The organism is Pseudodesulfovibrio sp. lm2024 (assembly GCF_051175575.1).
In the GTDB taxonomy this organism is placed as follows: Bacteria; Desulfobacterota; Desulfovibrionia; order Desulfovibrionales; family Desulfovibrionaceae; genus Pseudodesulfovibrio; species Pseudodesulfovibrio caledoniensis.
Genome location: NZ_CP195092.1, coordinates 675368 through 700356, shown reverse-complemented (window position 1 = coordinate 700356; position 24989 = coordinate 675368). Strand labels below are relative to the sequence as shown.

General features: G+C 64.8%; 16 protein-coding genes. 9 read left to right on the top strand and 7 right to left on the bottom strand.

Going from position 1 to position 24989, the window contains the following annotated elements; genetic code table 11:
- Nucleotides 1–104 precede the first annotated feature (104 nt).
- From pta to nifJ, 3 genes are read left to right on the top strand one after another with little or no spacing between them, the layout of a single operon-like run.
- Complete coding sequence (gene pta, locus ACR42D_RS03155) at nt 105–2225, top strand: phosphate acetyltransferase (protein WP_484565412.1); 2121 nt, start codon at nt 105–107, stop codon at nt 2223–2225.
- 1 nt (nt 2226) lies between these two features.
- Nucleotides 2227–3432: an acetate kinase gene (locus ACR42D_RS03150; RefSeq protein WP_484565411.1), complete on the top strand. Its 1206-nt coding sequence runs from the start codon at nt 2227–2229 to the stop codon at nt 3430–3432.
- Between the two features lie 46 nt (nt 3433–3478).
- Nucleotides 3479–7069 (top strand): pyruvate:ferredoxin (flavodoxin) oxidoreductase, encoded by a 3591-nt coding sequence (gene nifJ / locus ACR42D_RS03145; protein WP_484565410.1) that lies wholly within the window; start codon nt 3479–3481, stop codon nt 7067–7069.
- Nucleotides 7070–7525: 456 nt separating this feature from the next.
- Here the strand turns inward: nifJ and ACR42D_RS03140 are convergent, their stop codons facing one another.
- Nucleotides 7526–7879 (bottom strand): NirD/YgiW/YdeI family stress tolerance protein, encoded by a 354-nt coding sequence (locus tag ACR42D_RS03140; protein WP_484565409.1) that lies wholly within the window; start codon nt 7877–7879, stop codon nt 7526–7528.
- Between the two features lie 454 nt (nt 7880–8333).
- Here ACR42D_RS03140 and ACR42D_RS03135 point away from each other — a divergent pair, with 454 nt between their 5' ends.
- Together ACR42D_RS03135 and ACR42D_RS03130 are read left to right on the top strand one after the other, a co-directional pair.
- Nucleotides 8334–9425 carry an ADP-ribosylglycohydrolase family protein gene (locus ACR42D_RS03135; protein WP_484565408.1) on the top strand — a complete coding sequence of 364 codons (1092 nt, stop codon included), beginning with the start codon at nt 8334–8336 and terminating at the stop codon, nt 9423–9425.
- Nucleotides 9426–9459: 34 nt separating this feature from the next.
- Nucleotides 9460–10260, top strand: a complete 801-nt coding sequence (locus ACR42D_RS03130; RefSeq protein WP_484565407.1) for a DODA-type extradiol aromatic ring-opening family dioxygenase — start codon at nt 9460–9462, stop codon at nt 10258–10260.
- A 13-nt stretch (nt 10261–10273) separates the two neighbouring features.
- On the opposite strand, the gene ACR42D_RS03125 is transcribed toward ACR42D_RS03130, so the two are convergent.
- Nucleotides 10274–10930, bottom strand: coding sequence for a TetR/AcrR family transcriptional regulator (locus tag ACR42D_RS03125; RefSeq protein ID WP_484565406.1), 657 nt, complete (start codon nt 10928–10930; stop codon nt 10274–10276).
- A gap of 87 nt (nt 10931–11017) precedes the next feature.
- Between ACR42D_RS03125 and ACR42D_RS03120 the strand changes: the two genes are divergently transcribed.
- On the top strand, nt 11018–12310 hold the full coding sequence (locus tag ACR42D_RS03120) for an efflux RND transporter periplasmic adaptor subunit (RefSeq protein WP_484565405.1): 1293 nt from the start codon (nt 11018–11020) through the stop codon (nt 12308–12310).
- 7 nt (nt 12311–12317) lie between these two features.
- Nucleotides 12318–15479 (top strand): efflux RND transporter permease subunit, encoded by a 3162-nt coding sequence (locus ACR42D_RS03115; RefSeq protein ID WP_484565404.1) that lies wholly within the window; start codon nt 12318–12320, stop codon nt 15477–15479.
- Nucleotides 15480–15609: 130 nt separating this feature from the next.
- Here ACR42D_RS03115 and ACR42D_RS03110 read toward each other — a convergent pair whose 3' ends face one another.
- The 5 genes from ACR42D_RS03110 to ACR42D_RS03090 form a co-directional block, all read right to left on the bottom strand.
- Nucleotides 15610–17235 carry an autotransporter outer membrane beta-barrel domain-containing protein gene (locus ACR42D_RS03110; RefSeq protein WP_484565403.1) on the bottom strand — a complete coding sequence of 542 codons (1626 nt, stop codon included), beginning with the start codon at nt 17233–17235 and terminating at the stop codon, nt 15610–15612.
- Between the two features lie 132 nt (nt 17236–17367).
- Nucleotides 17368–17901, bottom strand: coding sequence for a hypothetical protein (locus ACR42D_RS03105; RefSeq protein ID WP_484565402.1), 534 nt, complete (start codon nt 17899–17901; stop codon nt 17368–17370).
- Between the two features lie 230 nt (nt 17902–18131).
- Nucleotides 18132–18899, bottom strand: a complete 768-nt coding sequence (locus ACR42D_RS03100) for an ABC transporter ATP-binding protein (protein ID WP_484565401.1) — start codon at nt 18897–18899, stop codon at nt 18132–18134.
- A complete protein-coding gene (locus tag ACR42D_RS03095; protein ID WP_484565400.1) occupies nt 18896–19669 on the bottom strand; it encodes an ABC transporter permease in 774 nt (257 codons plus the stop codon). Before ACR42D_RS03095 ends, ACR42D_RS03100 begins: the two co-directional genes overlap by 4 nt.
- A gap of 1 nt (nt 19670) precedes the next feature.
- Nucleotides 19671–20627 (bottom strand): ABC transporter substrate-binding protein, encoded by a 957-nt coding sequence (locus ACR42D_RS03090; protein ID WP_484565399.1) that lies wholly within the window; start codon nt 20625–20627, stop codon nt 19671–19673.
- 505 nt (nt 20628–21132) lie between these two features.
- On the opposite strand from ACR42D_RS03090, the gene ACR42D_RS03085 reads away from it, so the two are divergent.
- Together ACR42D_RS03085 and ACR42D_RS03080 are read left to right on the top strand one after the other, a co-directional pair.
- Nucleotides 21133–23160, top strand: coding sequence for a sigma-54-dependent Fis family transcriptional regulator (locus tag ACR42D_RS03085; protein ID WP_484565398.1), 2028 nt, complete (start codon nt 21133–21135; stop codon nt 23158–23160).
- Nucleotides 23161–23430: 270 nt separating this feature from the next.
- Entirely contained in the window at nt 23431–24939 is a 1509-nt protein-coding gene (locus ACR42D_RS03080; protein ID WP_484565397.1) for an aldehyde dehydrogenase family protein, read from the top strand.
- The last annotated feature ends 50 nt before the right edge of the window (nt 24940–24989 follow it).

The following is a 24989-nucleotide window of genomic DNA, read 5'->3' as shown; positions in this document are numbered from 1 at the left end:
CCGTCGTCAACAGCCCCGACGTCACCCACGGCATCCGGCCGGGAGGAGGCGCTCCGACAACCGCCTTCTCCCGGTTCTCCACCGGCCGGTCCAAGGAGACCGATATGTCCAAGAGCCTCTACATAGCCGCCACCGAGGCGCGCAGCGGCAAGTCCGCCATCGTCCTCGGGGTCATGCACCTGCTGCGCGCAAGCCTCCAGCGCGTGGCCGTGTTCCGCCCGGTCATCAACGACCCGGTGGACGGCCGCAAGGACCACGACATCGACCTCATGCTTCGCCACTTCAAGCTCGACCAGGAGTACGAACGGGCCTACGGCTACACCCTGAGCGAGGCCCGCAGGCTGATCAACAGCGGCAACAAGGAGTTGCTGCTGGAGAGCACCCTGAACAAGTTCAAGGAGCTGGAAAAGGAGTACGACTTCGTTTTGTGCGAGGGCACGGACTACATCGGCGGCAGCGCCACCCTGGAGTTCGAGATCAACGCCTCCATCGTCTCCAACCTGGGCTGTCCGGTCCTGCTCGTGGTCAACGGCATGGACCGGTCCGACGACGAGGTCTGCTCCTCGGCCCAGCGCACGGTGGGCATCTTCGAGGAGCGCGGCCTGGAGGTCATGGGGCTGATCGTCAACCGCGCCCGCCAGGACTTCTCCCCCGAGACCCTGAAGGACATCGAGGCCCGGACCAGCACTTCGCACCCGCTGCTGACCTACGCCATCCCGGACGACAAGCGGCTGGGCAACCCGACCATCCACGACGTGATCAAGTGGCTGGACGCCAAGGTCCTGTACGGCCACGGCAGCCTGGACACCCAGGTGGACAGCTTCCTGACCGCGGCCATGCACATCACCCATTTCCTGGAATACATCGAGGACGGGGCGTTGATCATCACCCCGGGCGACCGCATGGACATCATCCTGGCGGCCATCTCCTCGCGCCAGTCCGCCGCCTACGGCAACATCGCGGGCATGGTCCTGACCGGCGGCATCCAACCGTCCATGACCATGCACCGGCTCATCGAGGGGTGGACCGGCATCCCCCTGCCCATCCTGAGCGTGGAGGACCACACCTTCAAGGCCACCCAGACCCTCCAGGCCCTGCACGGGACCATCGACCCCGAGCACCCGGCCAAGATCGCGGCGGCCATCGGCCTGTTCGAGTCCCGGGTGGACATCGAACAGCTGCGCGACCGGCTGGTGGCCACCCAGTCCACCAAGATCACGCCGATCATGTTCGAGTACAACCTGATCGAAAAGGCCCGCGCCCAGCGCATGCGCATCGTCCTGCCCGAAGGGTCGAGCGAGCGCATCCTCCGGGCAACGGAGATCCTGCAGCGGCGCAACGTGGCCGACATCACCCTGCTCGGCGACCCCGAGGCCGTCCGGGCCCAGGCCGCCAACCTCGGTGTGCAGCTCAACGGCGCGGACGTGGTCGACCCGGCGCAATCCGCCCTGCTCGAGGACTACGCCAGGCGCTATTTCGAAGCCCGGAGCCACAAGGGCATCCGCATGGAGGACGCCCGGGACCGCATCGTGGACCCCACCTATTTCGGGACCATGATGGTCCACGCGGGGCACGCGGACGGCATGGTCTCCGGCTCGGTGACCACCACGGCACAAACCATCCGGCCCGCCTTCGAATTCATCAAGACCCGGCCGGACGCCTCCATCGTCTCGTCCGTGTTCCTCATGTGCATGGGCGACCGCGTGGTCTGCTTCGGCGATTGCGCGGTCAACCCGAAGCCCGACGCCGGACAACTGGCCGAGATCGCTTTGAGCTCGGCCCAGACCGCGCGCATCTTCGGCATCGACCCGTACGTGGCCATGCTCTCCTATTCCACGGGCGGGTCCGGCACGGGCGCGGAGGTGGACAAGGTGGCCGAGGCCACGGCCATCGCCAGGAAGCTGGCCGCGGAGCGCGGGCTCGACCTGCCCATCGAGGGGCCGCTGCAATACGACGCGGCCGTGGACCCGGAGGTGGCCAGGACCAAACTGCCCGGCTCCGAGGTGGCGGGCAAGGCCACGGTCTTTGTCTTCCCGGACCTGAACACCGGCAACAACACCTACAAGGCGGTGCAGCGGGCCGTGCCCGGCTCCACGGCCATCGGCCCGGTCCTCCAGGGGCTGAACAAGCCGGTCAACGACCTGTCGCGCGGCTGCCGCGTACGCGACATCGTCAACACCGTGGCCATCACCGCCATCCAGGCCCAGGCCCAAAGGAACGTCTAGCATGCATATCCTGGTCATCAACTCCGGCAGCTCCTCGCTCAAATACCAGCTCATCGACATGGACGGCGATCGGGTCATGGCCTCTGGCCTGATCGAGCGCATCGGCGAGGACATGGGCTCCATCACCCAGAAATCCAACCCGGACAAGTGGCCCGACGCCAAATCCGTGGAGCACAGGCGCATCCTGAACCACAAGGCGGCCATGGGGCTGATGGTCGAAAAGCTCATCGGCGAGGAATGGGGCGTCATCGGCTCCCTGACCGACATCGACGCCGTGGGGCACCGTGTGGTCCAGGGCGGCGAGTCCTTCTCGGCCCCGGTCCTGGTGGACGCGGACGTGGTCGAGACCATCCGGGCGAACGTCCCGCTGGCCCCGCTGCACGCCGCCAACCTGGTGGGCATCGAAGCCGCCCTGGAACTCTTTCCCGGCACGCCCAACGTGACCGTGTTCGACACCGAATTCCACCAGACCATGCCGCCCAAGGCGTACCTCTACCCGGTGCCCACGGACCTCTACGAGGAGCTCAAAATCCGCAAGTACGGCTTCCACGGGACCTCGCACAAGTACGTCACCCGCGAAGCCGCCAAGTTCCTCGGCAAGCCCGTGGACGAGATCGACCTGATCACCGCCCACCTGGGCAACGGCTGTTCCATGGCGGCGGTCAAGAACGGCCAATGCGCGGACACCACCATGGGGCTGACCCCCCTGGCCGGACTGATGATGGGCACCCGCTCAGGCGACGTGGACCCGGCCCTGTTCCCGTTCATCGCCCGGCACAAAAAGATGAGTGTGACCGAAGTGGATACCCTGTTGAACAAGCAGAGCGGCCTGCTCGGCATCTGCGGGCTGAACGACATGCGCGACGTGCACGCGGCCCGGGAAAAGGGAAACGAGGCGGCCCAGCTCGCCTTCGAGATGTTCGCCTACCGGGTCAAGGAGCGCATCGGCGCGTACCTGGCCGTGCTCGGCCGGGCCGACGCCGTGGTCTTCACCGCGGGCATCGGCGAGAACGACGCCTTTGTCCGGGCCGAGGCCTGCGCGGGGCTGGAAGGGCTCGGCATCAAGATTTCGCCCGAGCGCAACGAGACGCGCGAACCGGGCGTACGGCGCATCAGCACCGACGACAGCCCGGTGGCCGTGCTGGTGGTCCCGACCAACGAGGAACTGGAAATCGCCCACGCCACCAAGGCACTGGTCGAGCAGTGATATACCTGAACAGACAACAGTCATAAAAAAGAATACGGAGCACGACATGTCCAAAATGAAAACCATGGACGGCAACACCGCCGCCGCCTGGGTGGCCTACGCCATGAGCGAGACCGCCGCCATCTATCCCATCACCCCGTCCTCCACCATGGGAGAGATCGCCGACGAATGGGCCGCGCAGGGCAAGAAGAACGTCTTCGGCCATCCCCTGAAGATCCGCCAGATGCAGTCCGAGGCGGGCGCGGCGGGCGCGGTCCACGGGTCCCTGGCCGGCGGCGCGTTGACCACGACCTTCACCGCGTCCCAGGGGCTGCTGCTGATGATCCCGAACATGTACAAGATCGCGGGCGAGCTCATGCCCTGCGTGTTCCACGTCTCGGCGCGCGCCCTGGCCGGGCACGCCCTGTCCATCTTCGGCGACCACCAGGACGTCATGGCCTGCCGCCAGACCGGCTTCGCCATGCTCGCCTCGGCCTCGGTCCAGGAGGTCATGGACCTCGCCCTGGTCGCCCACCTGGCCACGGTGGAATCATCCGTGCCCTTCGTCTCCTTCTTCGACGGCTTCAGGACCTCCCACGAAATCCAGAAGATCGAGACCATCGACTACGCGGACATGCTGCCCCTGCTCAACCAGGGCAAGGTGGCCGAGTTCCGCAAGCGCGCCATGAACCCCGAGCACCCGGACATCCGGGGCACGGCCCAGAACCCGGACATCTACTTCCAGGGACGCGAGGCGGCCAACCCCAACTACGAGGCCATCCCGGCCATCGTGGAGGAGTACATGGCCAAGGTCTCGGCCCTGACCGGACGCGCGTACAAGCCGTTCGACTACGTGGGCGCGCCCGACGCCGAGCGGGTCGTCGTGTCCATGGGCTCTTCCTGCGAAACCATCGAAGAGGTGATCAATCATCTGCTCAAACAGGGCGAAAAGGTCGGCCTGATCAAGGTCCGCCTGTACCGGCCCTTCTCCGCCGCCCATTTCCTGTCCGTGCTGCCCGCCTCCTGCAAAAAGCTCGCGGTCCTCGACCGGACCAAGGAGCCCGGCGCCATGGGCGACCCCCTGTACCAGGACGTCTGCGCCGTGCTCTTCGAGCAGGGCCACGGCCCGGCCGTGGTCGGCGGACGCTACGGCCTGGGCTCAAAGGAATTCACCCCGGCCATGGCCAAGGCCGTGTTCGACAACCTGGCCGCCGAATCCCCCAAGACCCGCTTCACCGTGGGCATCGACGACGATGTGACGAACTCCTCCCTCGTCCTGACCGGGACCCTGGACACAACCCCCAAGGGCACCGTGCAGTGCAAGTTCTGGGGTCTCGGTTCGGACGGCACGGTGGGCGCGAACAAGCAGGCCATCAAGATCATCGGCGACAACACCGACATGTACGCCCAAGGGTACTTCGCCTACGACTCCAAAAAGTCCGGCGGCATCACCATCTCCCACCTGCGCTTCGGCAACGAGCCCATCCAGTCCACCTACCTGGTCACCGCCGCCGACTACGTGGCCTGCCACAACCCGAGCTACGTCAACCTCTACGACGTGCTAGAGGGGATCAAGGACGGCGGCACCTTCGTGCTCAACTGCGCCTGGACCGGCGACGAGATCGAAAAACGGCTGCCCGCCGCCATGCGAAGGACCATCGCCGAGAAAAAACTCAACTTCTACACCGTGGACGCGGTCAGGATCGCGGGTGAGGTCGGCCTGGGCGGGCGCATCAACATGGTCATGCAGACCGCCTTCTTCAAGCTGGCCGACGTCATCCCGTTCGACCAGGCGGTCAGCCTGCTCAAGGGCGGCATCGAGGCCGCCTACGGCAAGAAGGGCCCGAAGATCGTGGAAATGAACTGCGCCGCCGTGGACAAGGCCGCCGACGCATTGGTCAAGGTGGACGTCCCGGCAGCCTGGGCGAGCCTCGCGGACGACCCCGCGCCCGAGGCCGACGAGCCCGACTACGTCAAGAACGTCATGCGCCCCATGTTGGCCCAGAAGGGCGACACCCTGCCGGTGTCCGCCTTTTCCAAGGACGGGACCATGCCCGCCGCCACCTCGAAATACGAGAAGCGCGGCGTGGCCATCAACGTGCCCCAGTGGATCGCGGACAACTGCATCCAGTGCAACCAGTGCGCGTTCGTCTGTCCGCACGCCGCCCTGCGCCCGGTGCTGATCAGCGAAGCGGACGCGGCCAAAGCGCCCGCCGCCTTCGCCACCCTCGAGGCCAAGGGCAAGGACGTCAAGGGCATGCGCTACCGCATGCAGGTCAACACCCTGGACTGCCTGGGCTGCGGCAACTGCGCCGACATCTGCCCGGCCAAGGAAAAGGCGCTGATCATGCAGCCCATAGCCTCCCAGACCCCGGCCCAGGTGCCCAACTTCGACTTCTCCGAGACCGTGGCCTACCAGGACGCCTTCAAGCGCGACACGGTCAAGGGGTCCCAGTTCCGCCAGCCGCTCATGGAGTTCTCCGGGGCGTGCGCCGGTTGCGGCGAGACCCCGTACGTCAAGGTGCTGACCCAGCTCTTCGGTGAGCGCATGATCATCGCCAACGCCACGGGCTGCTCGTCCATCTGGGGCGCTTCGGCTCCCTCCACTCCTTACTGCGTCAACCGCGACGGCTTCGGCCCGGCGTGGGGCAACTCCCTGTTCGAGGACGCGGCCGAGTTCGGCTACGGCATCGAGATGGGCCTCAACAACCGCCGGGAAATCCTCATCGCCAACTGTGAAAACGCCCTGTGCGGGGCCACGGGCGAGGTCAAGACCGCCCTGGAGAACTGGCTGGCCGCCAAGGACGATCCCGAGGAATCCGCCGCCACCGGCGCGGCCCTCAAAGCCGCCCTGGACGGCGCCCTCGATCCGGCGCTGCTGGCCATCGCGGCCGACGCCGACCTGTTCACCAAGAAGTCCGTGTGGATCTTCGGCGGCGACGGGTGGGCCTACGACATCGGCTACGGCGGCGTGGACCACGTGCTGGCCTCGGGCGAGGACATCAACATCCTGGTCCTGGACACCGAGGTCTATTCCAACACCGGCGGCCAGTCGTCCAAGGCCACGCCGCTCGGGTCCATCGCCAAGTTCGCGGCCGCGGGCAAGGGCACCGGCAAGAAGGACCTCGGCCGCATGGCCATGACCTACGGCTACGTCTACGTGGCCTCGGTCTCCATGGGCGCGGACAAACAGCAGCTGCTCAAGGCGTTCCGCGAGGCCGAGGCCTACAACGGACCGTCCCTGATCATCTGCTACGCACCGTGCATCAACCAGGGCATCAAGAAGGGCATGGGCAAGACCCAGCTCGAACAGAAACTGGCCGTGGATTCCGGCTACTGGCCGCTCTACCGCTTCGATCCGCAGCTGGCCGACCAGAACAAGAACCCGTTCCAGCTCGATTCCAAGGCCCCGGACGGCACGCTCCAGGAGTTCCTGTCCGGCGAAAATCGCTACGCCATGCTCGAACGGTTCCACCCGGACCTGTCCAAGGCATACCGCGACAAGATCGAACAGGACTACGACACCCGCTACGCCATCCTCAGCCGCATGGCCGAGGCCGAGCCCGTGGGACCCGAAGCCGAAGACCCGGCCGCGTGCGCCACCGGCATCTCCGCCGAAAGCCCGGGCGCGGGCGAACCGTGCGACGACGGCCGCTAAACCGAAAGTAACGCGGGGGGAGTTTTGTGACCGCAACTTACAAAATATACTCCTGAGGAATCACACCCCGCGCTACCCGGCCTCCCGTCCCCGACGGGAGGCCTTTTTTTGAGGACGCCTCCCCCTTCCCCCCTGGACCCCCCAACCCCCTCTCACCCTCCGAAACTTTTTGTATGCGCATCCGCGCGTGCGGTGGGTCGAGACAAGCCCACCCTCTTCGCTGACGCCTGGACGAATGAGACAATTGGATCAAATATTGAACGACTCATGCCAACGCACGGCTCCCGCGAAGCGGCACAAAAAGTTTCGGAAAGGATGGGAATGGGGGGTCTGGGGGAAGGGGAAGGAAAAGCCCTTTTCAAAGGGTTTTCCTTCCCCTTCCCCCAGCCGCCGGAGGCAAAAAAAAGGGACGCCCCTCGGGGCGTCCCTTTTTTTGTAATCGTCTATCGTCCGGGTCTAGTTGTGCATGGTCACGGAGTCGGCCTGGACTTCGGTGTACAGGAGGTCGCTGACGATCTTGCCGTTGACGTCCACGTCGGCGTTGGTGACGGCGGTCTTGTTGGCGTCGGCCATGTGCACGAGCAGTTCGCCGGTGTTGTCGGAGAACAGCACGCTGTTGTCGTTGATGACCTTGACGATGCGGCCGTGCAGGGCCACGCCGGTGTCCACGCTGGAGGCCTTGGCCTCGGCCACGGTGTGGGCCTTGGTGTCATGGGACTGGAACGCGCCCGCAAAGGTCGGGGCGGCGGCAAAGGCGGCGGTCAGAAAAACGGTAAACACGAACATCAGGGCAAAGGTGAAACGCTTCATGATAATATCCTCTTTTTAAATTTATTGGCTTCTCAAGGCCGGTCTCCAACCGGCTACGACTCACCTCTACCACACCGATTTAAAATGTGAAGAAAAATATTGACGTTCAACTATACGTTTTAATTACTTTTTTCAAAAAAGTGCAACTTTTAATTGATCGGTCAATCAAAAAATCGCCCTTTTTTGCGGTCCCCGCCAAAAAATCGGGCCGCAAATATTTTCTCCGGCCGGGTTCGAGGCGGGGGTGCAATCACGGGCGGACGCAAGGACGTTTTCGGGGAGCGCGCAGATCCTGTTTTCCAACTCCAGCGAGACCGAAAAACGGACCGTTTTTATGCGTAAGCCCTCCTTTGCGCGGAAAAAGAGCTTTCGCAAAAGCCTCCAGGGCCGTAACATGACCATAAAGTCCCGGATATGTCCGGGCGTGACGCAACCTTTGACCTGGGAGAAGAGCATGTCCGCAGAAGCTTTTCGCGACCGTGCCGCCGGGGCGGTCATGGGCGCGTTCATCGGCGACGCCCTCGGGCTGGGGCCGCATTGGTATTATGATCTGGACGAGATGCGCCGCGACTACGGGGACTGGATAGACGGCTACACCGATCCCAAACCAGGCCGCTACCATGAGGGCATGAGGGCGGGCCAGCTCTCCCAGGCCGGGTTCATCCTCAAGCTGACGGTCCGCTCCCTGGTGGAGCGCGGACGGTACGCGGAGGAGGATTTCTGCCGCCGCATGGACGTGGAGCTGTTCCCCCAGCTCAACGGCGAACCGGCGAACGGGCCGGGCGGATACACCAGCCAGTCCATCCGCGAGGCGTGGCGGCGGCGCGTGGAAAAGGGGCTGCCCTGGGGCCAGACCGGCGGGCACGCCGACACCACCGAGGCCATCGAGCGGACCCTGGCCATCGCGGTGCGCTACGCACTGGACCCGGGCCGGTTGGCCTCGGCCGTGAGCAAAAACGCGGTCCTGACCCAGGCCGATGACGTGGTCGTGTCCATGACCGTGGCCTATGGCGCGGTCCTGGCCATGCTTGTGCAAGGGAACCGGCTCGACCCCGACCTGCCGGGCAAGCTCATGCAACTGGTCAAGGACGGCGTGCTGCCGTTCCACGCGGTGACCCGCGACGGATTCAAGGCCCCGCGCCCCGGCGACCCGGACCCGCCGCGCGTGGGCCGCTTCGCCTCGCCAGACGCCCTGCTCTCTCCCGGCTACATGGCCATGGCCGCCGCCGACCCGGACATCCGCATCGAGCCCGCCTGGAAGGTCTCCCTGGTCTACGGCATGCCCTGCGCCATCTACCACATGCTCCCGGCGGCCTATTACCTGGCCGCCCGGTTCCACGACGATTTCGAGTCCGCCGTGCTCAACTCCCTGAACGGCGGCGGCCAGAACCAGGCCCGGACCATCCTGACCGGCGCGCTGGTCGGGGCCCAGGTGGGGTTGTCCGGCATCCCGGCCCGGTTCCTGGACGGGCTGGAAGAGGGCGAAACGCTGATCAAGCTGGCCCGCGAGCTGGCCGACCAGGCGGCCCAACCATCCCCGGCCTGAGCCGGGCGACACCGACAGGATGCAAGGGGTGGATATGAACAAACCGGAACACACCGTGCTGTACGTCTCCCACGGCGCGGGCCCCCTGCCCGTGCTGGGCGACGCGGGCCATACGGAGATGGTCGACAACCTCAGGCTGCTGACCCGGGAGATTCCCCGGCCCTCGGCCATACTCGTGATCAGCGCCCATTGGGAGGAGCCCGTGCCCAACGTGACCTCGGCGGTCCGACCGGAACTGTATTACGACTACTACGGGTTCCCGCCCGAGTCCTACGAGCTGCGCTACCCCGCCCCCGGCGCGCCGAACCTGGCCAACGCCGTGCGCGACGCGCTCGAGGACAAGGGGTTCGCCACCCGCGCGGACGCGGAACGCGGCCTGGACCACGGCGTGTTCATCCCGCTGACGATCATGTACCCCGAGGCGGACATCCCGTGCGTGCAGCTCTCCCTGATAAAGGGGCTCGACCCGGCGGCGCACGTGGCCATGGGCGAGGCGCTGGCCGGACTGGAACGCGAAAACCTGCTGATCGTCGGGTCCGGGTTTTCCTTCCACAACATGCGCGCCTTTTTCACGCGGGACACGGACAAGACGCGGAGCTGGAACGAGGCCTTCGAGCAATGGCTGATCGAGACCTGCTCGTCCCCTTCGCTGGACCACGAGGAAAGGAAGAAACGGCTCCTCGGCTGGGAAACCGCGCCCCACGCGCGCTACTGCCACCCCAGGGAGGAGCACCTGCTGCCCCTGCACGTCTGCTGCGGCGCGACGGGCAGGGCCAGCGCCGAACATTACCGGCTGAACATCATCGGGAAGAGGGCGAGCGCCTACCGCTGGTAGAGGAAATCGGGAATCAGGCGGGGGAGGCGCAGCGGCCGTCCGGGGGCAGGGCCCCGTGGAGGAAGATGTCGATACACTGCCTGAAGTGGGCGATGCGCTCCTCCCGGTCGATCCAGGTGAACCCGCCCAAGGCGTCGAGAAAGACGGAACCGATAAACGAATCCACAAGCATGCGTGCCGCAAGACTCGTGTTGGCGATGACCAGCCTGCCCTTGCGACACTGTCGGTCCAGCCAGTCCACCAGCCCCTCGAGCGCCTTCTGTCCGCCATGGTACCGCAGGATTTCGTGCAGTTGCGGATGCTGCAGGGACTCCATGTTGGCCGTGCGCATAAAGCCCGCGCGGATCTCGTAGCTTTCCTGATCCATGTCTATCATGAACATGCGGGCCAGGGCCTGATCCAGGGGCAGGGCATCATACCCGTCGCCGAAGTCGATCATCTTCAGGCGATGGGCCTCGACCACGGCGACGAACAGATCGAGTTTGCAGGGGAAGAGCCGGTACAGGGTCTGCTTGGATATCTTGCACGCGGCCGCGATCTCATGGGTGCAGGTCCCGGCGTACCCCTTGCGGACAAAGAGCTTTTCGGCCGATTGGACGATCTGCGCGCGGCGCTTGGCGTCGGACATGGCCTTGGGCCGACCGCGCCGGGGCTTGGCATGGGGCCCCATGTCGCCACCTCCATTTAACAATTTTTCACAATTTATTCGATTGACAGCCGGGCCATCCGACCATAATTGTACTGGCGAGTACCGTAAATGATGTCGCTTTCAAGCGTCAAGGAGGAATCCGCATTGCAGATCCTGTCCATATATTCCCGTTTCGCGACGGGCCGTGTAGCCTGCGTCCCGTTGCTCCTGCTCAGCCTGCTGGTCCTCGGAGGGCTGGCCGGCTGCGAAGACAAAACCCCCAAGGCCTCGGCCACCCGGGCTCCGGTGGAGGTCGGCGTCGAGGTCCTGCACCCGCAGTCCGTGCCGCTGACCACCGAACTTCCGGGCCGGACCAGCGCCTCGCTGGTGGCTGAAGTCCGCCCCCAGGTGGACGGCATTCTGCGCGAGCGTCTGTTCCGCGAAGGCAGTGAGGTCCAGGCCGGCGAAGTGCTCTACCGCGTCGCGCCCTCGACCTACAGGGCCGAATACAGCAACGCCCTGGCCGCCCTCAAAAAGGCCCAGGCCTCTCTGCCCAGCTCCGAAAGCAAGGCCAAGCGCTACGCCGAGCTGATCGACCAGGGGGCCATCTCCGAGCAGGACTACCAGGACGCCAAGTCCGTGTACGAATCCGACCTGGCGGCCATCGCCTCGGCCAAGGCCGCCCTGGAAAGCGCCAAGATCAGCCTGGACTACACCGATATCAGGGCGCCCATCAGCGGCCGCGTGGAGATGTCCGACCTGACCCCCGGCGCGCTGGTCACCGCCAACCAGAGCGCGCCGCTGACGACCATCCGGCAGCTCGATCCCATCAACGTGGACCTGACCCAGTCGAGCACCACCATGCTCAACCTTCGCCAGGCCATCGCCTCGGGCGCGATCACCGTCGAGGGCAAGACCATGAAGGTCAAGCTCAAGCTCGAGAACGGGACCATCTATCCCTATGAGGGGACCGTGGAGTTCTCCGGGGCCAAGGTGGACGAGTCCACCGGCACCTACACCCTGCGCGCCGAGTTCCCCAACCCGGACCGCCTCCTCCTGCCCGGCATGTACGTCCGGGCCATCATTGAGGACGGCGTGTTCCAGAACGGATTCCTGTTGCCCCAGTTGGCGGTCGGCCGGACCCCCAAGGGCGAAGCCTCGGCCCTGTTCGTTGACAAGGACAACAAGGTCCAGCAACGCCTTCTCAAGGTGCGCGGCAGCCACGGCAACTCCTGGCTGGTCGGCTCCGGCCTCAAGGACGGCGACCGCCTGATCATCCAGGGTTCCCAGTCCGTCCGCCCGGGCCAGGTCGTGACCGTCAAGGAGATGGCCGTGGACGACGCCACCGGCGAGATCAAGCCCGTTTCGGCCGCCGCATCCTCCGCCACCGAAGCCCCCGCCACCGAAGCCAAGGAAAGCTAGGCCTCACATGTCCGAGTTTTTTATCCGGCGGCCCATCTTCGCATGGGTTATCGCCATCGTCATCATGCTGGGCGGCCTGCTGGCCCTGCGGACGCTGTCCATCTCCCAGTACCCCGACATCGCCCCGACCACGGTCCGCATCACCTGCAACTATCCCGGCGCGGACGCCAAGACCGTGGAAAACTCGGTGACCAAGGTCATCGAGCAGGGCATGACCGGCATCGACTTCCTGGACTACATGACCTCCACGTCGACCTCCACTGGCGAAACGGAGATCTCCCTGACCTTCACCAACGCGGCCAACCCGGACGTGGCCCAGATGCAGGTCCAGAACAAGCTGCAACAGGTCACCTCCCAGCTGCCCGACGTGGTTCAAAGCAACGGGCTGAGCGTGACCAAGTCGTCGGCCAGCTTCCTGATGGTCCTCGGTTTCGTCTCCACCGACGACACCATGACCTCCACGGACCTTGCCGACTTCGTGGACAGCTCCCTGAACGACACCCTCAAGCGCGTGGAGGGCGTGGGCGACACCCAGCTGTTCTCCTCGTCCTACGCCATGCGCATCTGGCTCAACCCGGACGAGTTGACCGAATACTCGCTCATGCCCAGCGACGTGGCCCGGGCCATCGAGGCCCAGAACACCCAGATCTCCGCCGGACAGCTCGGCGGCCTGCCCGCAATCCGGGGGCAGCAGCTCAACGCAACCATCACCGCGCGCTCGCGGCTCCAGACCCCCGAGCAGTTCAGGGACATCATCATCAAGAGTTCCCCCGACGGTTCGGTGGTGCGCATCCGCGACGTGGCCCGGGTCGAGCTCGACGCCGAGAGCTACACCACCAGCACGACCTACAACAACCACCCCACTGCGGGTCTGGCCATCCAGCTGGCCACCGGGGCCAACGCCATCCAGACCGCCGATGCGGTCGTGAAGACCATCAACGAGCTCAAGCCGACCTTCCCGACCGGGGTGGAAGTCGTCTATCCCTACGACACCACGCCCTTCGTCAAGCTGTCCATCGAGGACGTCATCGAGACGCTGATCGAGGCCATCATCCTGGTCTTCATCGTCATGTTCCTGTTCCTGCAGAACATCCGGGCCACGTTCATCCCGACCATCGCCGTGCCCGTCGTTCTGCTCGGCACCTTCGCCGTGCTTTCGGTAATGGGGTACTCGATCAACACGCTGACCATGTTCGCCATGGTCCTGGCCATCGGCCTGCTCGTTGACGACGCCATCGTCGTGGTCGAGAACGTGGAGCGCGTCATGGCCACCGAAGGGCTGGGCGCGCGCGAGGCCACGAGCAAGTCCATGAAGGAGATATCCGGGGCCCTGGTGGGCATCGCCACGGTCCTGTCCGCGGTCTTCGTGCCCATGGCCTTCTTCGGCGGCTCGGTGGGCGTCATCTACCGCCAGTTCTCGGTGACCATCGTCTCGGCCATGCTCCTGTCCGTGGCGGTCGCCCTGATCCTGACCCCGGCCCTGTGCGCGGCCATGCTCAAGCCCTCCCACGGCGAGCCCAAGTTCCGCTTCTTCGGCTGGTTCAACCGGGTCTTCGACCTCGGGACCAACGCCTACCACGACGGCACGGCCTGGATACTGCGCCGCACCGGCCGGTTCCTGCTGGTCTTCCTGCTCATCACCGGCATCATGGGCTGGATGTTCTACCGTCTGCCCAGCTCCTTTCTGCCCATGGAGGACCAGGGCATCCTGATCTCCATGGTCCAGCTGCCCACGGGCGCGACCCAGGAACGCACCAAGCGGGTCCTGAAAGAGGTCAGCGACCACTTCCTGAACAACGAGAAGGACGCCGTGGAAGGCGTCCTCACCGTGGCCGGCTTCAGCTTCAGCGGCGCAGGCCAGAATGTGGGCATCGGCTTCATCCGGCTCAAGCCCTTCGAAGAGCGCCATGACCCGGCACTGTCGGCCCAGGCCGTTGCCGGACGGGCCATGGGGGCTTTCATGAAGAACCGCGAGGCGCGGATCTTCACCCTGGCCCCGCCCGCCATCCACGGCATGGGCAACTCCAACGGCTTCGACTTCTACCTGCGCGACATCAACGGCGCCGGGCACCAGAAGCTCATGGAGGTGCGCAACCAGTTCCTGGGCATGGCCGCCCAGAGCCCGCTGCTGGCCAACACCCGGCCCAACGGCCAGGAGGACGAGCCCCAGTACCACATCGACATCGACCAGGAAAAGGCCAGCGCCCTCGGACTCTCCTTCTCGGACATCAACACCACCCTGTCCACAGCCTGGGGCAGCGACTACGTCAACGACTTCATCGACCGGGGCCGCGTCAAGCCGGTCTACCTCCAGGGCGACCAGGACTTCCGCATGCAGCCCGAGGACGTGAACCGCTGGTTCGTGCGCAACGACAAGGGCGGCATGGTGCCGTTCGCCTCGTTCGCCTCCGGCCGCTGGACCTACGACTCCCCGCGCCTGGAGCGCTACAACGGCGCCTCCGCCCTGGAGATCCAGGGCCAGGCCGCCGCGGGGGTCAGTTCGGGCGACGCCATGGCCGAGGTCAGGAGGCTGGTCTCCCAGCTCCCGCCCGGCTACGCCATGTCCTGGACCGGCCTGTCCGCCCAGGAAGAGCTCTCCGGCAACCAGGCCGCGCCGCTCTACGCCATCTCGGTGCTGGTGGTCTTCCTCTGCCTGGCCGCCCTGTACGAGAGCTGGTCCATCCCGTTCGCGGTCATCATGGCCGTGCCCATCGGCATCTTCGGCGCCCTGCTGGCGGCCAGCTCCTTCGGGCAAAGCAACGACGTCTACTTCAAGGTCGGCCTGCTGACGACCATCGGCCTGACCGCCAAGAACGCCATCCTCATCGTGGAATTCGCCGTGGCCGAACAGGCCGCCGGACTGGGCGTCATCAAGGCCACCCTCAAGGCGGCCAAGCTGCGCCTGCGGCCCATCCTGATGACCTCGTTCGCCTTCATCCTCGGCGTCCTCCCCCTGGCCATCGCCTCGGGCGCGGGCTCGGGCGCGCAGAACTCCGTGGGCATCGGCGTCATGGGCGGCATGATCTCGGCCACCGTGCTCGGCGTGTTCTTCATCCCGCTGCTCTACGTGGGGCTGCGCAAGGTCTTCAAGTACAAGCCGCCCCAGCACCTGGACAGCGCCCAGGCTGCCGCCACGGACGGTTCCAAGGACCCGGACGAGAGCGCATAGAGCGCCACAGGCAAAGAAATCAAGGCCGCGCCCCGGAGACGGGACGCGGCCTTTTTCTGCGCCTCACAAGAACAAAAAACCCCTTTGACCGTAGTCAAAGGGGGAGTCTGCATGGGGAGCCGTACAGGGTTCAGATGTGGATGTCGAAACGACGGTGGCGATAGTTGGTCGTGCTATGCCCGTCAAAGGCGTCCGCGTATCGCTGCGGGCTCGGCGTGGACAAGGGGCGGAAATCGTCATTTTGAGCGGAGACCCCGCCCACGGCCACCGCAACCTTACCGCCCTCCGAGACGATCTCGCCGTCGATCTTGTACCCGCTCCTGACCACGTTGGCCCCCTCGCCAGTGTACACACTGCCCGAGACCGAGTACCCAGCTCGAACCACGTCCCAACCCTCCCCGGTGTCGACGTGCGCGCTGAGGTCATACCCGGCGTCCAGAAAATCGTTGCCGTCGCCCGTGTCGATATCGCCTTCGATCGTATGCCCGGCCTCCAGGACATCGCCGCCGTCACCGGTCTCTACATGGCCTCCGATCTTGTACCCGGCACCAAGGAAATCATCGCCGTCCCCGGTCTCTACATGGCCTCCGATCTCGTTCCCGGCATCCAGAAAATCATTGCCAGTACCAGTGGCGATATTTCCGATGATCTCATATCCGGCGCCAAGGACGTCGTCGCCGTCGCCGGTATCGACGTTGCCGTCGATATCGTGGGCTGAATCGAGCCGGTCCCGGCCGGTTCCGGTGGAGATGTTGCCGACGATTTCGTAACCGGATTTCAGTTCGTCCTCCCCCGCGCCCGTCACGATGTTCCCGCCGACGGAGTACACGGCCCAGAGCGAGTCGTCGCCGTCGCCGGTGTCTATGCCCCCGCCGATAGCGTGCCCGCTCCGGAGCGAATCGTCGCCGTCCCCGGTGTCTATGTTCCCGCCGATGAAGTCCCTGGCCCGGAGGGAATCGTCGCCGTCTCCGGTGTCGATGTCGGCGACGATCTCGGTCAAGGCTTCCACGACATCATCCCCCGCGCCGGTGTTGATGGTGCCGCTGATCTGCTCGCCGGTGACGGTGTCGTCGCCCCTTCCGGTATCGAGTGCCACGCGCGTGAATCCCGCCACGGTTACACGGTCGTCGCCGTCGCCGGTATCGACACCCAGGGGTTGGTTTCCGCGGCCATACAGGAACACCGAGTCGTTCCCGTCGCCGCTGTCAATCATGACGCTGTTCTCGGAAGAACTCCGGCCAAAGCCAAGAGCGACGATTTGATCGTCGCCGTCCCCGCCCGAAACAGCCTCGTCCGAGGTGGCGATGATGATGTCGTCCCCGTCGGTTTCGTCGCCTCGGAAATAGTTCTCCACGACAAGGTTCCCGGCCTCGTCCTCGCGCACGAGGTAGTTCCCGTCCAGGTCCACGGTCTTCTCCTTTTCGCCTTGGGAGTCGAGAACGTTCATGCGGTAATGCCCCGCATCAAGAGCCTCGATTTCCAACGTCCTGCCCGAGGCCGTGTGCAGGGAGGTCACGGTCTCCCAGGTGGCGGTAGACTCGTAAAAGGGCCTCGAATCGGTGAGCGCAGGCCGCGAGCCCCGGCTCGAATCCCGAGCCGGGTCCGACAGGGTGACGACGTCGCCGTCAAACAGCCGGGTCGGCTCGTTCCGTCCATGCCGGACATCGAAGGCGGGTGCCCCCTCGGGGCGAAGCGGATTCCCGCTCGCTCCCGCCTGGCGGGACATGCTCGGGAACATCAAGGATATGCTGGGCATGGGGCGCTCTCCAAGGCTTAAACGAAAGGCCTGCTATCAACGATTTCTATCGTCGAGAAAGACGAAATCTTTAGAGAGAGGGGACGCGTTTCTTGAAAAATCGCTGCCGCGCCCCGCCCGGACGAAAAAAACTCAGTGCTTGGGTTCGTACGGCAAGGAAGAGTGGTGCAGGAAGATGCGCAGCCTCCCCTGGTCATCCCGGATGTACCCGAAGGTGAACTCCACCTCGGTTTCCTGCTCCGTTTTGGAATCGGTGAAGTAGTAATTTCCCTGGGCAAGGGCATCGCAGTCATGGACAACAATCACCTGATCCCCAAACCGGACTTTTGACCACGGGTGCAGGGCAAAGCCGTTGTCCTCGGACACCACGCCTCCCACAAAATAGGAAAGCGCACTCTCCTTATCGGGCCGAAACTGCTGATCGGCCGCTTTGGTGGGTTTGAAGAGGACCTCTTGGAGTCCGTAGGCATAGAGCCGTTCAATGGCCTCGGCAGCCACCGATTCGTAGTCCTTCCCCTCCTGGTAGGCCTTACCGATGGCCACAATGGCCTCGCCCCATTCCTTTTCCGCGTTCACCACATCCTGATTGGTGATTCCCCCGGCAAAGGCGGGTGTAGCGGAACAAAACAGCAGAGCGAGCAAGACGTAGCGTATGAACGCGCGCATGGAAGGACTCCTTGGGTTAAGACATATTCTTGAAAGAATACCTCGGCAGGAGAACTCCGGTCAATCGGATTGCTTTCTTCGAATCCAGCGCATGCCCTTCTCAGCTGCTGGTCCGACTCATGACCATTCGAGGGAGAGGAAAGGAAAAGGACGCCACCCTCTCCGGTCGGCGCCCTTCCTCGGCCGCTGACGCGACCCGATTCCTGGACCGTTCTGAAACGCCGTCCGGCCTAGCCCGCCGAGATCTCTTCCCAGAGCAAATCCATGATCCGCGACTTGACCTCGGAGAACTCCGGGGTCAGCGAGGCCTTGTGGTCGCGCGGGCGGGCGATGTCCACCGGGACCTTGGCCTTGATCCGGCCGGGCCGCCTGGACATGATGTAGACGTTGTCGGCCAGCAGGATGGCCTCGTCGATGTCGTGGGTGATGAACAGGATGGTGCTCGATTCCTTGCGCCAGACGTCCAGGAGCAGCTCCTGGAGCAGCAGCCGGGTCTGGGCGTCCAGGGCCCCGAAGGGCTCGTCCATGAGCAGCATGACCGGCTTGTTGGCCAGCACGCGGGCGATGGCCACGCGCTGCTTCATGCCGCCCGAGAGCTCCTTGGGCAGGGCGTTCTCGAACTCGGCCAAGCCCACCAGATTGATGTACTTGCGGGCGATCTCGGCGCGCTCGGCGGCGGGCACGCCCTTGAGGCGCAGGCCGAACTCCACGTTCTTGCGCACGGTCAGCCAGGGAAAGAGCGTGTAGGACTGGAAGACCATGCCACGATCCGCGCCGGGCCCGGTGATGGGGGCACCTTCGAGCACGGCCGCGCCGGACGAGGCGTGCTCCAGCCCGGCCACGATGTTCAGCAGGGTGGACTTGCCGCAGCCGGACGGGCCGACGATGACCGCCAGCTCGCCTCGATCCACGGTCAGGTTGATGTCCTCGAGCGCGGTCACCTCCCCCTTGTTGGAGTCGAAGACCTTGCCCAGATTGTCGATGGAGAGCATGGTCATCTCTTTTCGCTCCAGGGAGTTATGATGCGCGCCAGCAGCTTGAACAGGTAGTCGGTCAAAAGTCCGAGCAGGCCGATGATGATCAGCCCGGCGAAGATGCGGTCGATGGCCAAAAACCGCTGGGCGCGCAGGATCATGTAGCCGAGCCCCGAGTTGGCGGCCACCAGTTCGGCCACCACCAGGTAGGTCCAGGCCCAGCCCACGGTGATGCGCAGGTCGTCCATGATGCCCGGCAGCGCGCCGGGGAACAGGACCAGCCGGTAGGTCTGCATGCGGTTCGCGCCCAGGGTGGCGGCGGCCCGGCTCAGGTCTCCGGGCACGTTGGCCACACTGTCCGCGACCATCAGGACCAGCTGGAAAAAGGTGCCCAGGAAGATGATGGCGAATTTCTGGGCGTCGCCGATGCCGAAATAGAGCAGGGTCAGCGGGACCAGGGCGACCACCGGCAGGTAGCGGGCGAACTCCATGACCGGGGCGACCATGTGCGAGGCCCGTTTGGAGGTGGCGATGACCAGGCCCAGCGGCACGCCGATCACGGCCGCCAGGGACCAGCCGACCATGACGCGGTAGACGCTGTCCCAGGTGTAGGAGAAGAGGACACCTTCCGCGTACATCTCCCCGAAGGAAAGGAAGACCTTGTGCGGCGGCGGCAGGAACAGGGGCTTGACCGAGCCGGTGTAGGCCAGGACCGCCCAGAAGCCGAAGACGGCGGACAGGGACGCGGCCGCAAGCCACGCCCCTTTCCGCACGGTCGGATTACCTTGTTTCATGCTACTCGGCGTTGACGTAGTCGGAGCTGATCAGCGTGTCCACGGACACGTCCTTGGTAATGATGCCCTTGGACTTCCAGAAGGAGATGGCCCGTTCGGCGACCTCGTACACGCTGTTGGCCCGGGACTTGTCGAAGAACGCCTTGTTGGCGTCCTTGCCGATGAAGGTCACGCCCGAGGCCATGTCGGCCATTTCCTGCGTCTCCAGTCCCATGGCCTTGGCCATGATCTCGTTGCCCTTGTCCGGGTTCTTTTCGTACCAGGCGATGGCCTCGTTCCAGCACTTGGTCATCTTGGCGGGCACCTCGGGGTGCGCCTTGACGTAGTCGGCGTTGAGCACGAACACGTCCACGATGGTCTTGGGCATGTCCTTGGAGGAGACGAGCACGTGGCCGCCCTCGCGCTGGCCCGCGTTGGTCAGCCAGGGCTCCCAGGTCACGGCGGCGTCGATGCTGCCGGCCACGAAGGCCGCGCCCGCGTCGGAAGCGCCCATCTCGGTGATGTTGATGTCCTTCTCGTCCACGCCGTACTTTTTCAGGATGGACAGGAAGAAGAAATAGGAGGTGGAGGACTTGTCCAGCCCGACGGTCTTGCCCTTGAGGTCGGCCACGGTCCTGATCTCGCCCGAAGCGACCACGCCGTCGCCGCCGGACGACTCGTCCATGCCGAAGACCACGACTTCCGGGGTGCCCTTGGCGAAGTGGATGACCTCGCGGTCGAGCACGTTGCCCAGGCCGTCGATGTTGCCCGAGGCCATGGCCGCTGCGTACTGGGCCTCATCCTCGATGATGACCAGGTCCACGTCCAGCCCTTCCTTTTCGAAGTAGCCGAGTTCCTTGGCGATATACAGCGGGCCGTAACCGACCCAGGTGGCGTGGGCCACCTTGACCGGCGTACCGGCAAAGGCGGTGGAGGCACAGAGCGCGAGCGCGCAGACCAACATCACAATACGTTTCATGATTCTCTCCCTTCAAGGCGTTCCGGACCGGAAATCCCCCTCGGCCATCCGGCGCCGGAACCCCTCCTTGCGCATATCGGCCCGGATTTCCTGCAATCCGCATTTCGTCGCCCCCCTGATAGTCCACTTCCGGCCCACCCGCAACATTTTCGAGTAATCGCCCCCCGGACAGACCACGCCACGAGGTGCGGAATTGACGAATTCCGCACCTCGTGACCCCGCGCCGCCCTCCCCCTCCGGAGCCCCGTGCCGGGCCGTTTTCCGGGCGGGTGAAATCCTCCGGACAGTTTGTCTTCGCGGCCCATCGATGGTATGAATTGTATAATTTTATACTCGCGGCCGGAGCTCCGGCCGGGGATTGTGCCAATCCGGGCCGAAAAGGGAGTTTCTTGCGCCTCCCGGACGCACGATCGACAAGGTGAATCGCGCCGTCGCGACGGATCGCCACACATTGCAGCCGTCTCCTTTCGCGCTGTGCCGCAAGGCCGGATGGAGGTACGAAAGGATGACTTCAAACAATGTGTTGCGATTGTCGGGCTCGACGTTGGAAAGCGCTTGGAACCAATTCGTCCGCACCGGCTCCATACAGCCCGGAGCCGTCAGGACCGAGATCCTCCACTCATGGGAACGGTGCCATGAGGCCAGGGTGAACCCTCGCGGCGGAAACGGCCGCCCCGGCCGTGACGGATGGAGGATCGAGCAATCCCGCAGCGGCCGCGCCGAGCTGCTGGCCATCGCCAAACCGTTCATGGACCGGCTCTACCGGTTCGTGGCCGGTTCTCGGTTTGTCGTCTTTCTGTCCGACGAATCCGGCATGATCCTGGAGTGCATCGGCGACCACGAGATCAAGGACAACGCCTCCAAGGTCAACCTGGTGGCCGGCACGGACTGGCGCGAGGAGGCCGTGGGCACCAACGGCATCGGCACCGCCATCAAGCTGCGCGGGCCCATCCAGATATCCGGCATGGAGCACTACTGCTCCCGGCTGCACAGCTGGACGTGCTCGGCCGCGCCCATCTTCAACGACACCGGCGACATGATCGGCGTGCTCCAGGTCTCGGGCCCGTCCAGCGAAGTCCATCTGCACACCCTGGGCATGGTCGTGGCGGCCGTGGAGGCCATCCGCGACCAGCTCCGGATCAGGAAGAAGAACCGGGAGCTGAACCGGCTCAACGGCAGCCTGAACAAGATTTTCCACACCATGTCCGACGGGGCGCTGATAACGGACGGCTCCGGCGCGATCAGCCACATCAACCGGGCCGGGGAAAGCATCCTGGGTCCGGGCCTCGAAGGCAGGCCCCTCGAAGAGGTCCTGAGCGGGAACCCGTTGATCTGGAAGCAGCTGCGCCGTGGCCGGGCGTACACAGACGTCGAGCAGATCATCGACACGCCCAACGGGTGCGTCCACTGCCTGGTCACGGGCACGACGCTCAAGGACGACGCCGGGGCCCCCAACGGCACGGTCGTCTTCTTCAACCGGATCAACAAGGTCAAGAAGCTGGTCAACCGGTTGAGCGGGGCCCTGGCCTCGTTCGGCTTCTCGGACATCATCGGCTCCAGCCCCAAGCTGCGCGAGGCCATCAAGGCGGCCAAGGGCGCGGCGGCGGGCAGCAGCAACGTCCTCATCCTGGGTGAAAGCGGCACGGGCAAGGAGCTGTTCGCCCAGGCCATCCACAACCACAGCCCGCGCCGGGGCGGCCCGTTCGTGGCCCTGAACTGCGCCGCCCTGCCCCGGGAGCTGATCGCCAGCGAGTTGTTCGGCTACACGGACGGGGCGTTCACCGGCTCCAAGAAGGGCGGCAGGCCCGGCAAGTTCGAGATGGCCGACGGCGGGACCCTGTTCCTGGACGAGATCGGGGACATGCCCCTGGACCAGCAGGCCATCCTCCTGCGCGTGCTCCAGGACAAGACCATCATTCGCATCGGCGGCGACCGCGTCATCCCGGTCAACGTCCGATTCGTCTGCGCCACCAACAAGGACCTGCTGGGAGAGGTCCAGAAGGGCAACTTCCGCATGGACCTCTACTACCGCCTGAACGTCATCCCGGTGAAGGTGCCCCCGCTCAGGGAGCGGATCGGCGACCTGAACGACCTGTTCCACCACCTCCTGGACAAGATCTGCGCCCGGCAGGGCCGCCACATCGAGCACATCTCCGAGAAGATGCTCCAGCAGCTGGCCCGGCACGACTGGCCCGGCAACGTGCGCGAGCTGGAAAACGTCATCGAGAAGATGCTCAACGCGGACCACGCCGCCACCCGGCTGGCCTTCAAGCACCTGCCCGAGCGGATCGCGGGCCGGAACATGGGCCCGGCGGTCTGCTCGTCCCCCTTCTACCCGAGCCAGGAGCTCCACTTCGGCCACAGGGAGAAGGCGATGACCGACCTGTTGCGCGAAAAGGAGCTGATCCTGAAACTGTTGTCCGGCCACCGGGGGAACGTCAGCAAGGTCGCCCGGGAGATGGGATTGTCCCGCAACACCATCTACCGCAAGATGCGTTTCTACAAGATCTCCAGGGAACAGGTCTTCTCCTAAGCGGCTCGCCCCCTTCGCCGAGGTGGGGCCAAAGCGGTCTTCCGAGGTGAACACCTGTACCGTAAAACGGGACACCTACGCCAAGTGTCCCGCATTGGGTCACACTCTTGAGCGGGCACTGGAAGACGCCTTTTCGGCTCTATCCCGCTGTTTCCGCCGTTCTCCGCTTTCGGGCTCCAGGCGGCACCATACTTGCTTTCCGTGGGTGCGGTTCAAGCGATCCCTTCCGGATCGCACAACGTCGCCTAAATCCAACCGGAGGGTACTGTCATGAAGGAATCAATGAGCTTTGACGGAACGGCGGGGAACAGCCCCATCGACCAAAACTACCAACTGTACATCGGCGGGAAATGGATGGACGCCCGGGACGGCAAGACGTTCACGGCATACTGCCCGGCCAACGGCGAGGTGCTGGCCACCTGCGCCAACGCGGGCAAGGGCGACGTGGACATGGCCGTGGCCGCCGCCAGGGATGCGTTCGCCACCTGGAAGGACGTGCCTCCGCAGGAGCGCGCGGCCTATCTGCTGAAGATCGCCGACCTCATCGACGAGCACGCCGACAAGCTCGCCCTGGTGGAGACCCTGGACAACGGCAAGCCCATCCGGGAGACCAGGAACATCGACGTCCCGCTCGCCTCGGACCACTTCCGGTATTTCGCCAGCGCCATCCGGACCGAAGAGGGCTCGGCCGCGATGATCGACAAGAACACCATGAGCATCATCATCCACGAGCCCATCGGCGTGGTCGGACAGATCATCCCCTGGAACTTCCCGTTCCTCATGGCGGCCTGGAAGATCGCCCCGGCCCTGGCCGCGGGCAATACCGTGGTCATCAAACCCTCGTCCGAAACCTCCCTGAGCCTGCTGGAGTTCGCCAAGATACTGGACCAGGTCCTGCCCGCCGGGGTGGTCAACGTCGTCACCGGCGGCGGCTCCACCACCGGCAACTACATCCTGGAGCACGAAGGCTTCAACAAGCTCGCCTTCACCGGGTCCACGGACATCGGCTACATGATCGCGGACGCGGCCGCCAAGAAGCTCATCCCGGCCACCCTGGAGCTGGGCGGCAAGTCGGCCAACATCTACTTCCCGGACTGCCCCTGGGACAAGGCGGTCGAGGGCGCGCTGCTGGGCATCCTGTTCAACCAGGGCCAGGTCTGTTGCGCGGGCTCGCGCATCTTCGTCCACGAGGACATCCACGACCGCTTCCTGGCCGACCTGACCAAGAAATTCGAGAAGGTCAACGTGGGCCTGCCCTGGGAGGAAGGCACCGAGATGGGCAGCCTGATCAACGGACACCAGCTGGGCAAGGTGCTCGGCTGCATCGAGGACGGCCAGAAGGAAGGCGCGCGCCTGGTCACGGGCGGCGCACGGCTGACCGATGGCGAACTGGGCAAGGGCAGCTTCCTGAGCCCGACCATCTTCGCGGACGTGGACAACTCCATGCGCATCGCCCAGGAGGAGATCTTCGGCCCGGTGGTCTGCGTCATCAAGTTCCGTGACGAGGACGAGGTCATCGCCATGGCCAACGACAGCGAGTTCGGCCTGGGCGGCGCGGTCTGGAGCCGGGACATCAACCGGGCCATGCGGGTGGCCACCGGGGTCGAGACCGGCCGCATGTGGATCAACACCTACAACCAGCTCCCGGCCCACACGCCGTTCGGCGGATACAAGAAGTCCGGCATCGGCCGCGAGACCCACAAGATGATGCTCGCGCACTACAGCCAGACCAAGAATATATACATCAGCCTGGACGAGAGTCCGTTCGGACTCTACTAGGTTCTCGCTCCCGCTTCCGTCTCCTCCATGGGGCGCGGGGCGAGACGCAA

Bases quoted from the DNA above. Each gene is read 5' to 3' on its own strand.
- ACR42D_RS03135 (WP_484565408.1), top strand. From the start codon at position 8,334: ATGTCCGCAGAAGCTTTTCGCGACCGTGCCGCCGGGGCGGTCATGGGC.
- pta (WP_484565412.1), top strand. From the start codon at position 105: ATGTCCAAGAGCCTCTACATAGCCGCCACCGAGGCGCGCAGCGGCAAG.
- nifJ (WP_484565410.1), top strand. From the start codon at position 3,479: ATGTCCAAAATGAAAACCATGGACGGCAACACCGCCGCCGCCTGGGTG.
- ACR42D_RS03125 (WP_484565406.1), bottom strand. From the start codon at position 10,930: ATGGGGCCCCATGCCAAGCCCCGGCGCGGTCGGCCCAAGGCCATGTCC.
- ACR42D_RS03150 (WP_484565411.1), top strand. From the start codon at position 2,227: ATGCATATCCTGGTCATCAACTCCGGCAGCTCCTCGCTCAAATACCAG.
- ACR42D_RS03130 (WP_484565407.1), top strand. From the start codon at position 9,460: ATGAACAAACCGGAACACACCGTGCTGTACGTCTCCCACGGCGCGGGC.
- ACR42D_RS03115 (WP_484565404.1), top strand. From the start codon at position 12,318: ATGTCCGAGTTTTTTATCCGGCGGCCCATCTTCGCATGGGTTATCGCC.
- ACR42D_RS03085 (WP_484565398.1), top strand. From the start codon at position 21,133: ATGACTTCAAACAATGTGTTGCGATTGTCGGGCTCGACGTTGGAAAGC.
- ACR42D_RS03105 (WP_484565402.1), bottom strand. From the start codon at position 17,901: ATGCGCGCGTTCATACGCTACGTCTTGCTCGCTCTGCTGTTTTGTTCC.
- ACR42D_RS03100 (WP_484565401.1), bottom strand. From the start codon at position 18,899: ATGACCATGCTCTCCATCGACAATCTGGGCAAGGTCTTCGACTCCAAC.
- ACR42D_RS03080 (WP_484565397.1), top strand. From the start codon at position 23,431: ATGAAGGAATCAATGAGCTTTGACGGAACGGCGGGGAACAGCCCCATC.
- ACR42D_RS03120 (WP_484565405.1), top strand. From the start codon at position 11,018: ATGATGTCGCTTTCAAGCGTCAAGGAGGAATCCGCATTGCAGATCCTG.
- ACR42D_RS03090 (WP_484565399.1), bottom strand. From the start codon at position 20,627: ATGAAACGTATTGTGATGTTGGTCTGCGCGCTCGCGCTCTGTGCCTCC.
- ACR42D_RS03110 (WP_484565403.1), bottom strand. From the start codon at position 17,235: ATGCCCAGCATATCCTTGATGTTCCCGAGCATGTCCCGCCAGGCGGGA.
- ACR42D_RS03140 (WP_484565409.1), bottom strand. From the start codon at position 7,879: ATGAAGCGTTTCACCTTTGCCCTGATGTTCGTGTTTACCGTTTTTCTG.
- ACR42D_RS03095 (WP_484565400.1), bottom strand. From the start codon at position 19,669: ATGAAACAAGGTAATCCGACCGTGCGGAAAGGGGCGTGGCTTGCGGCC.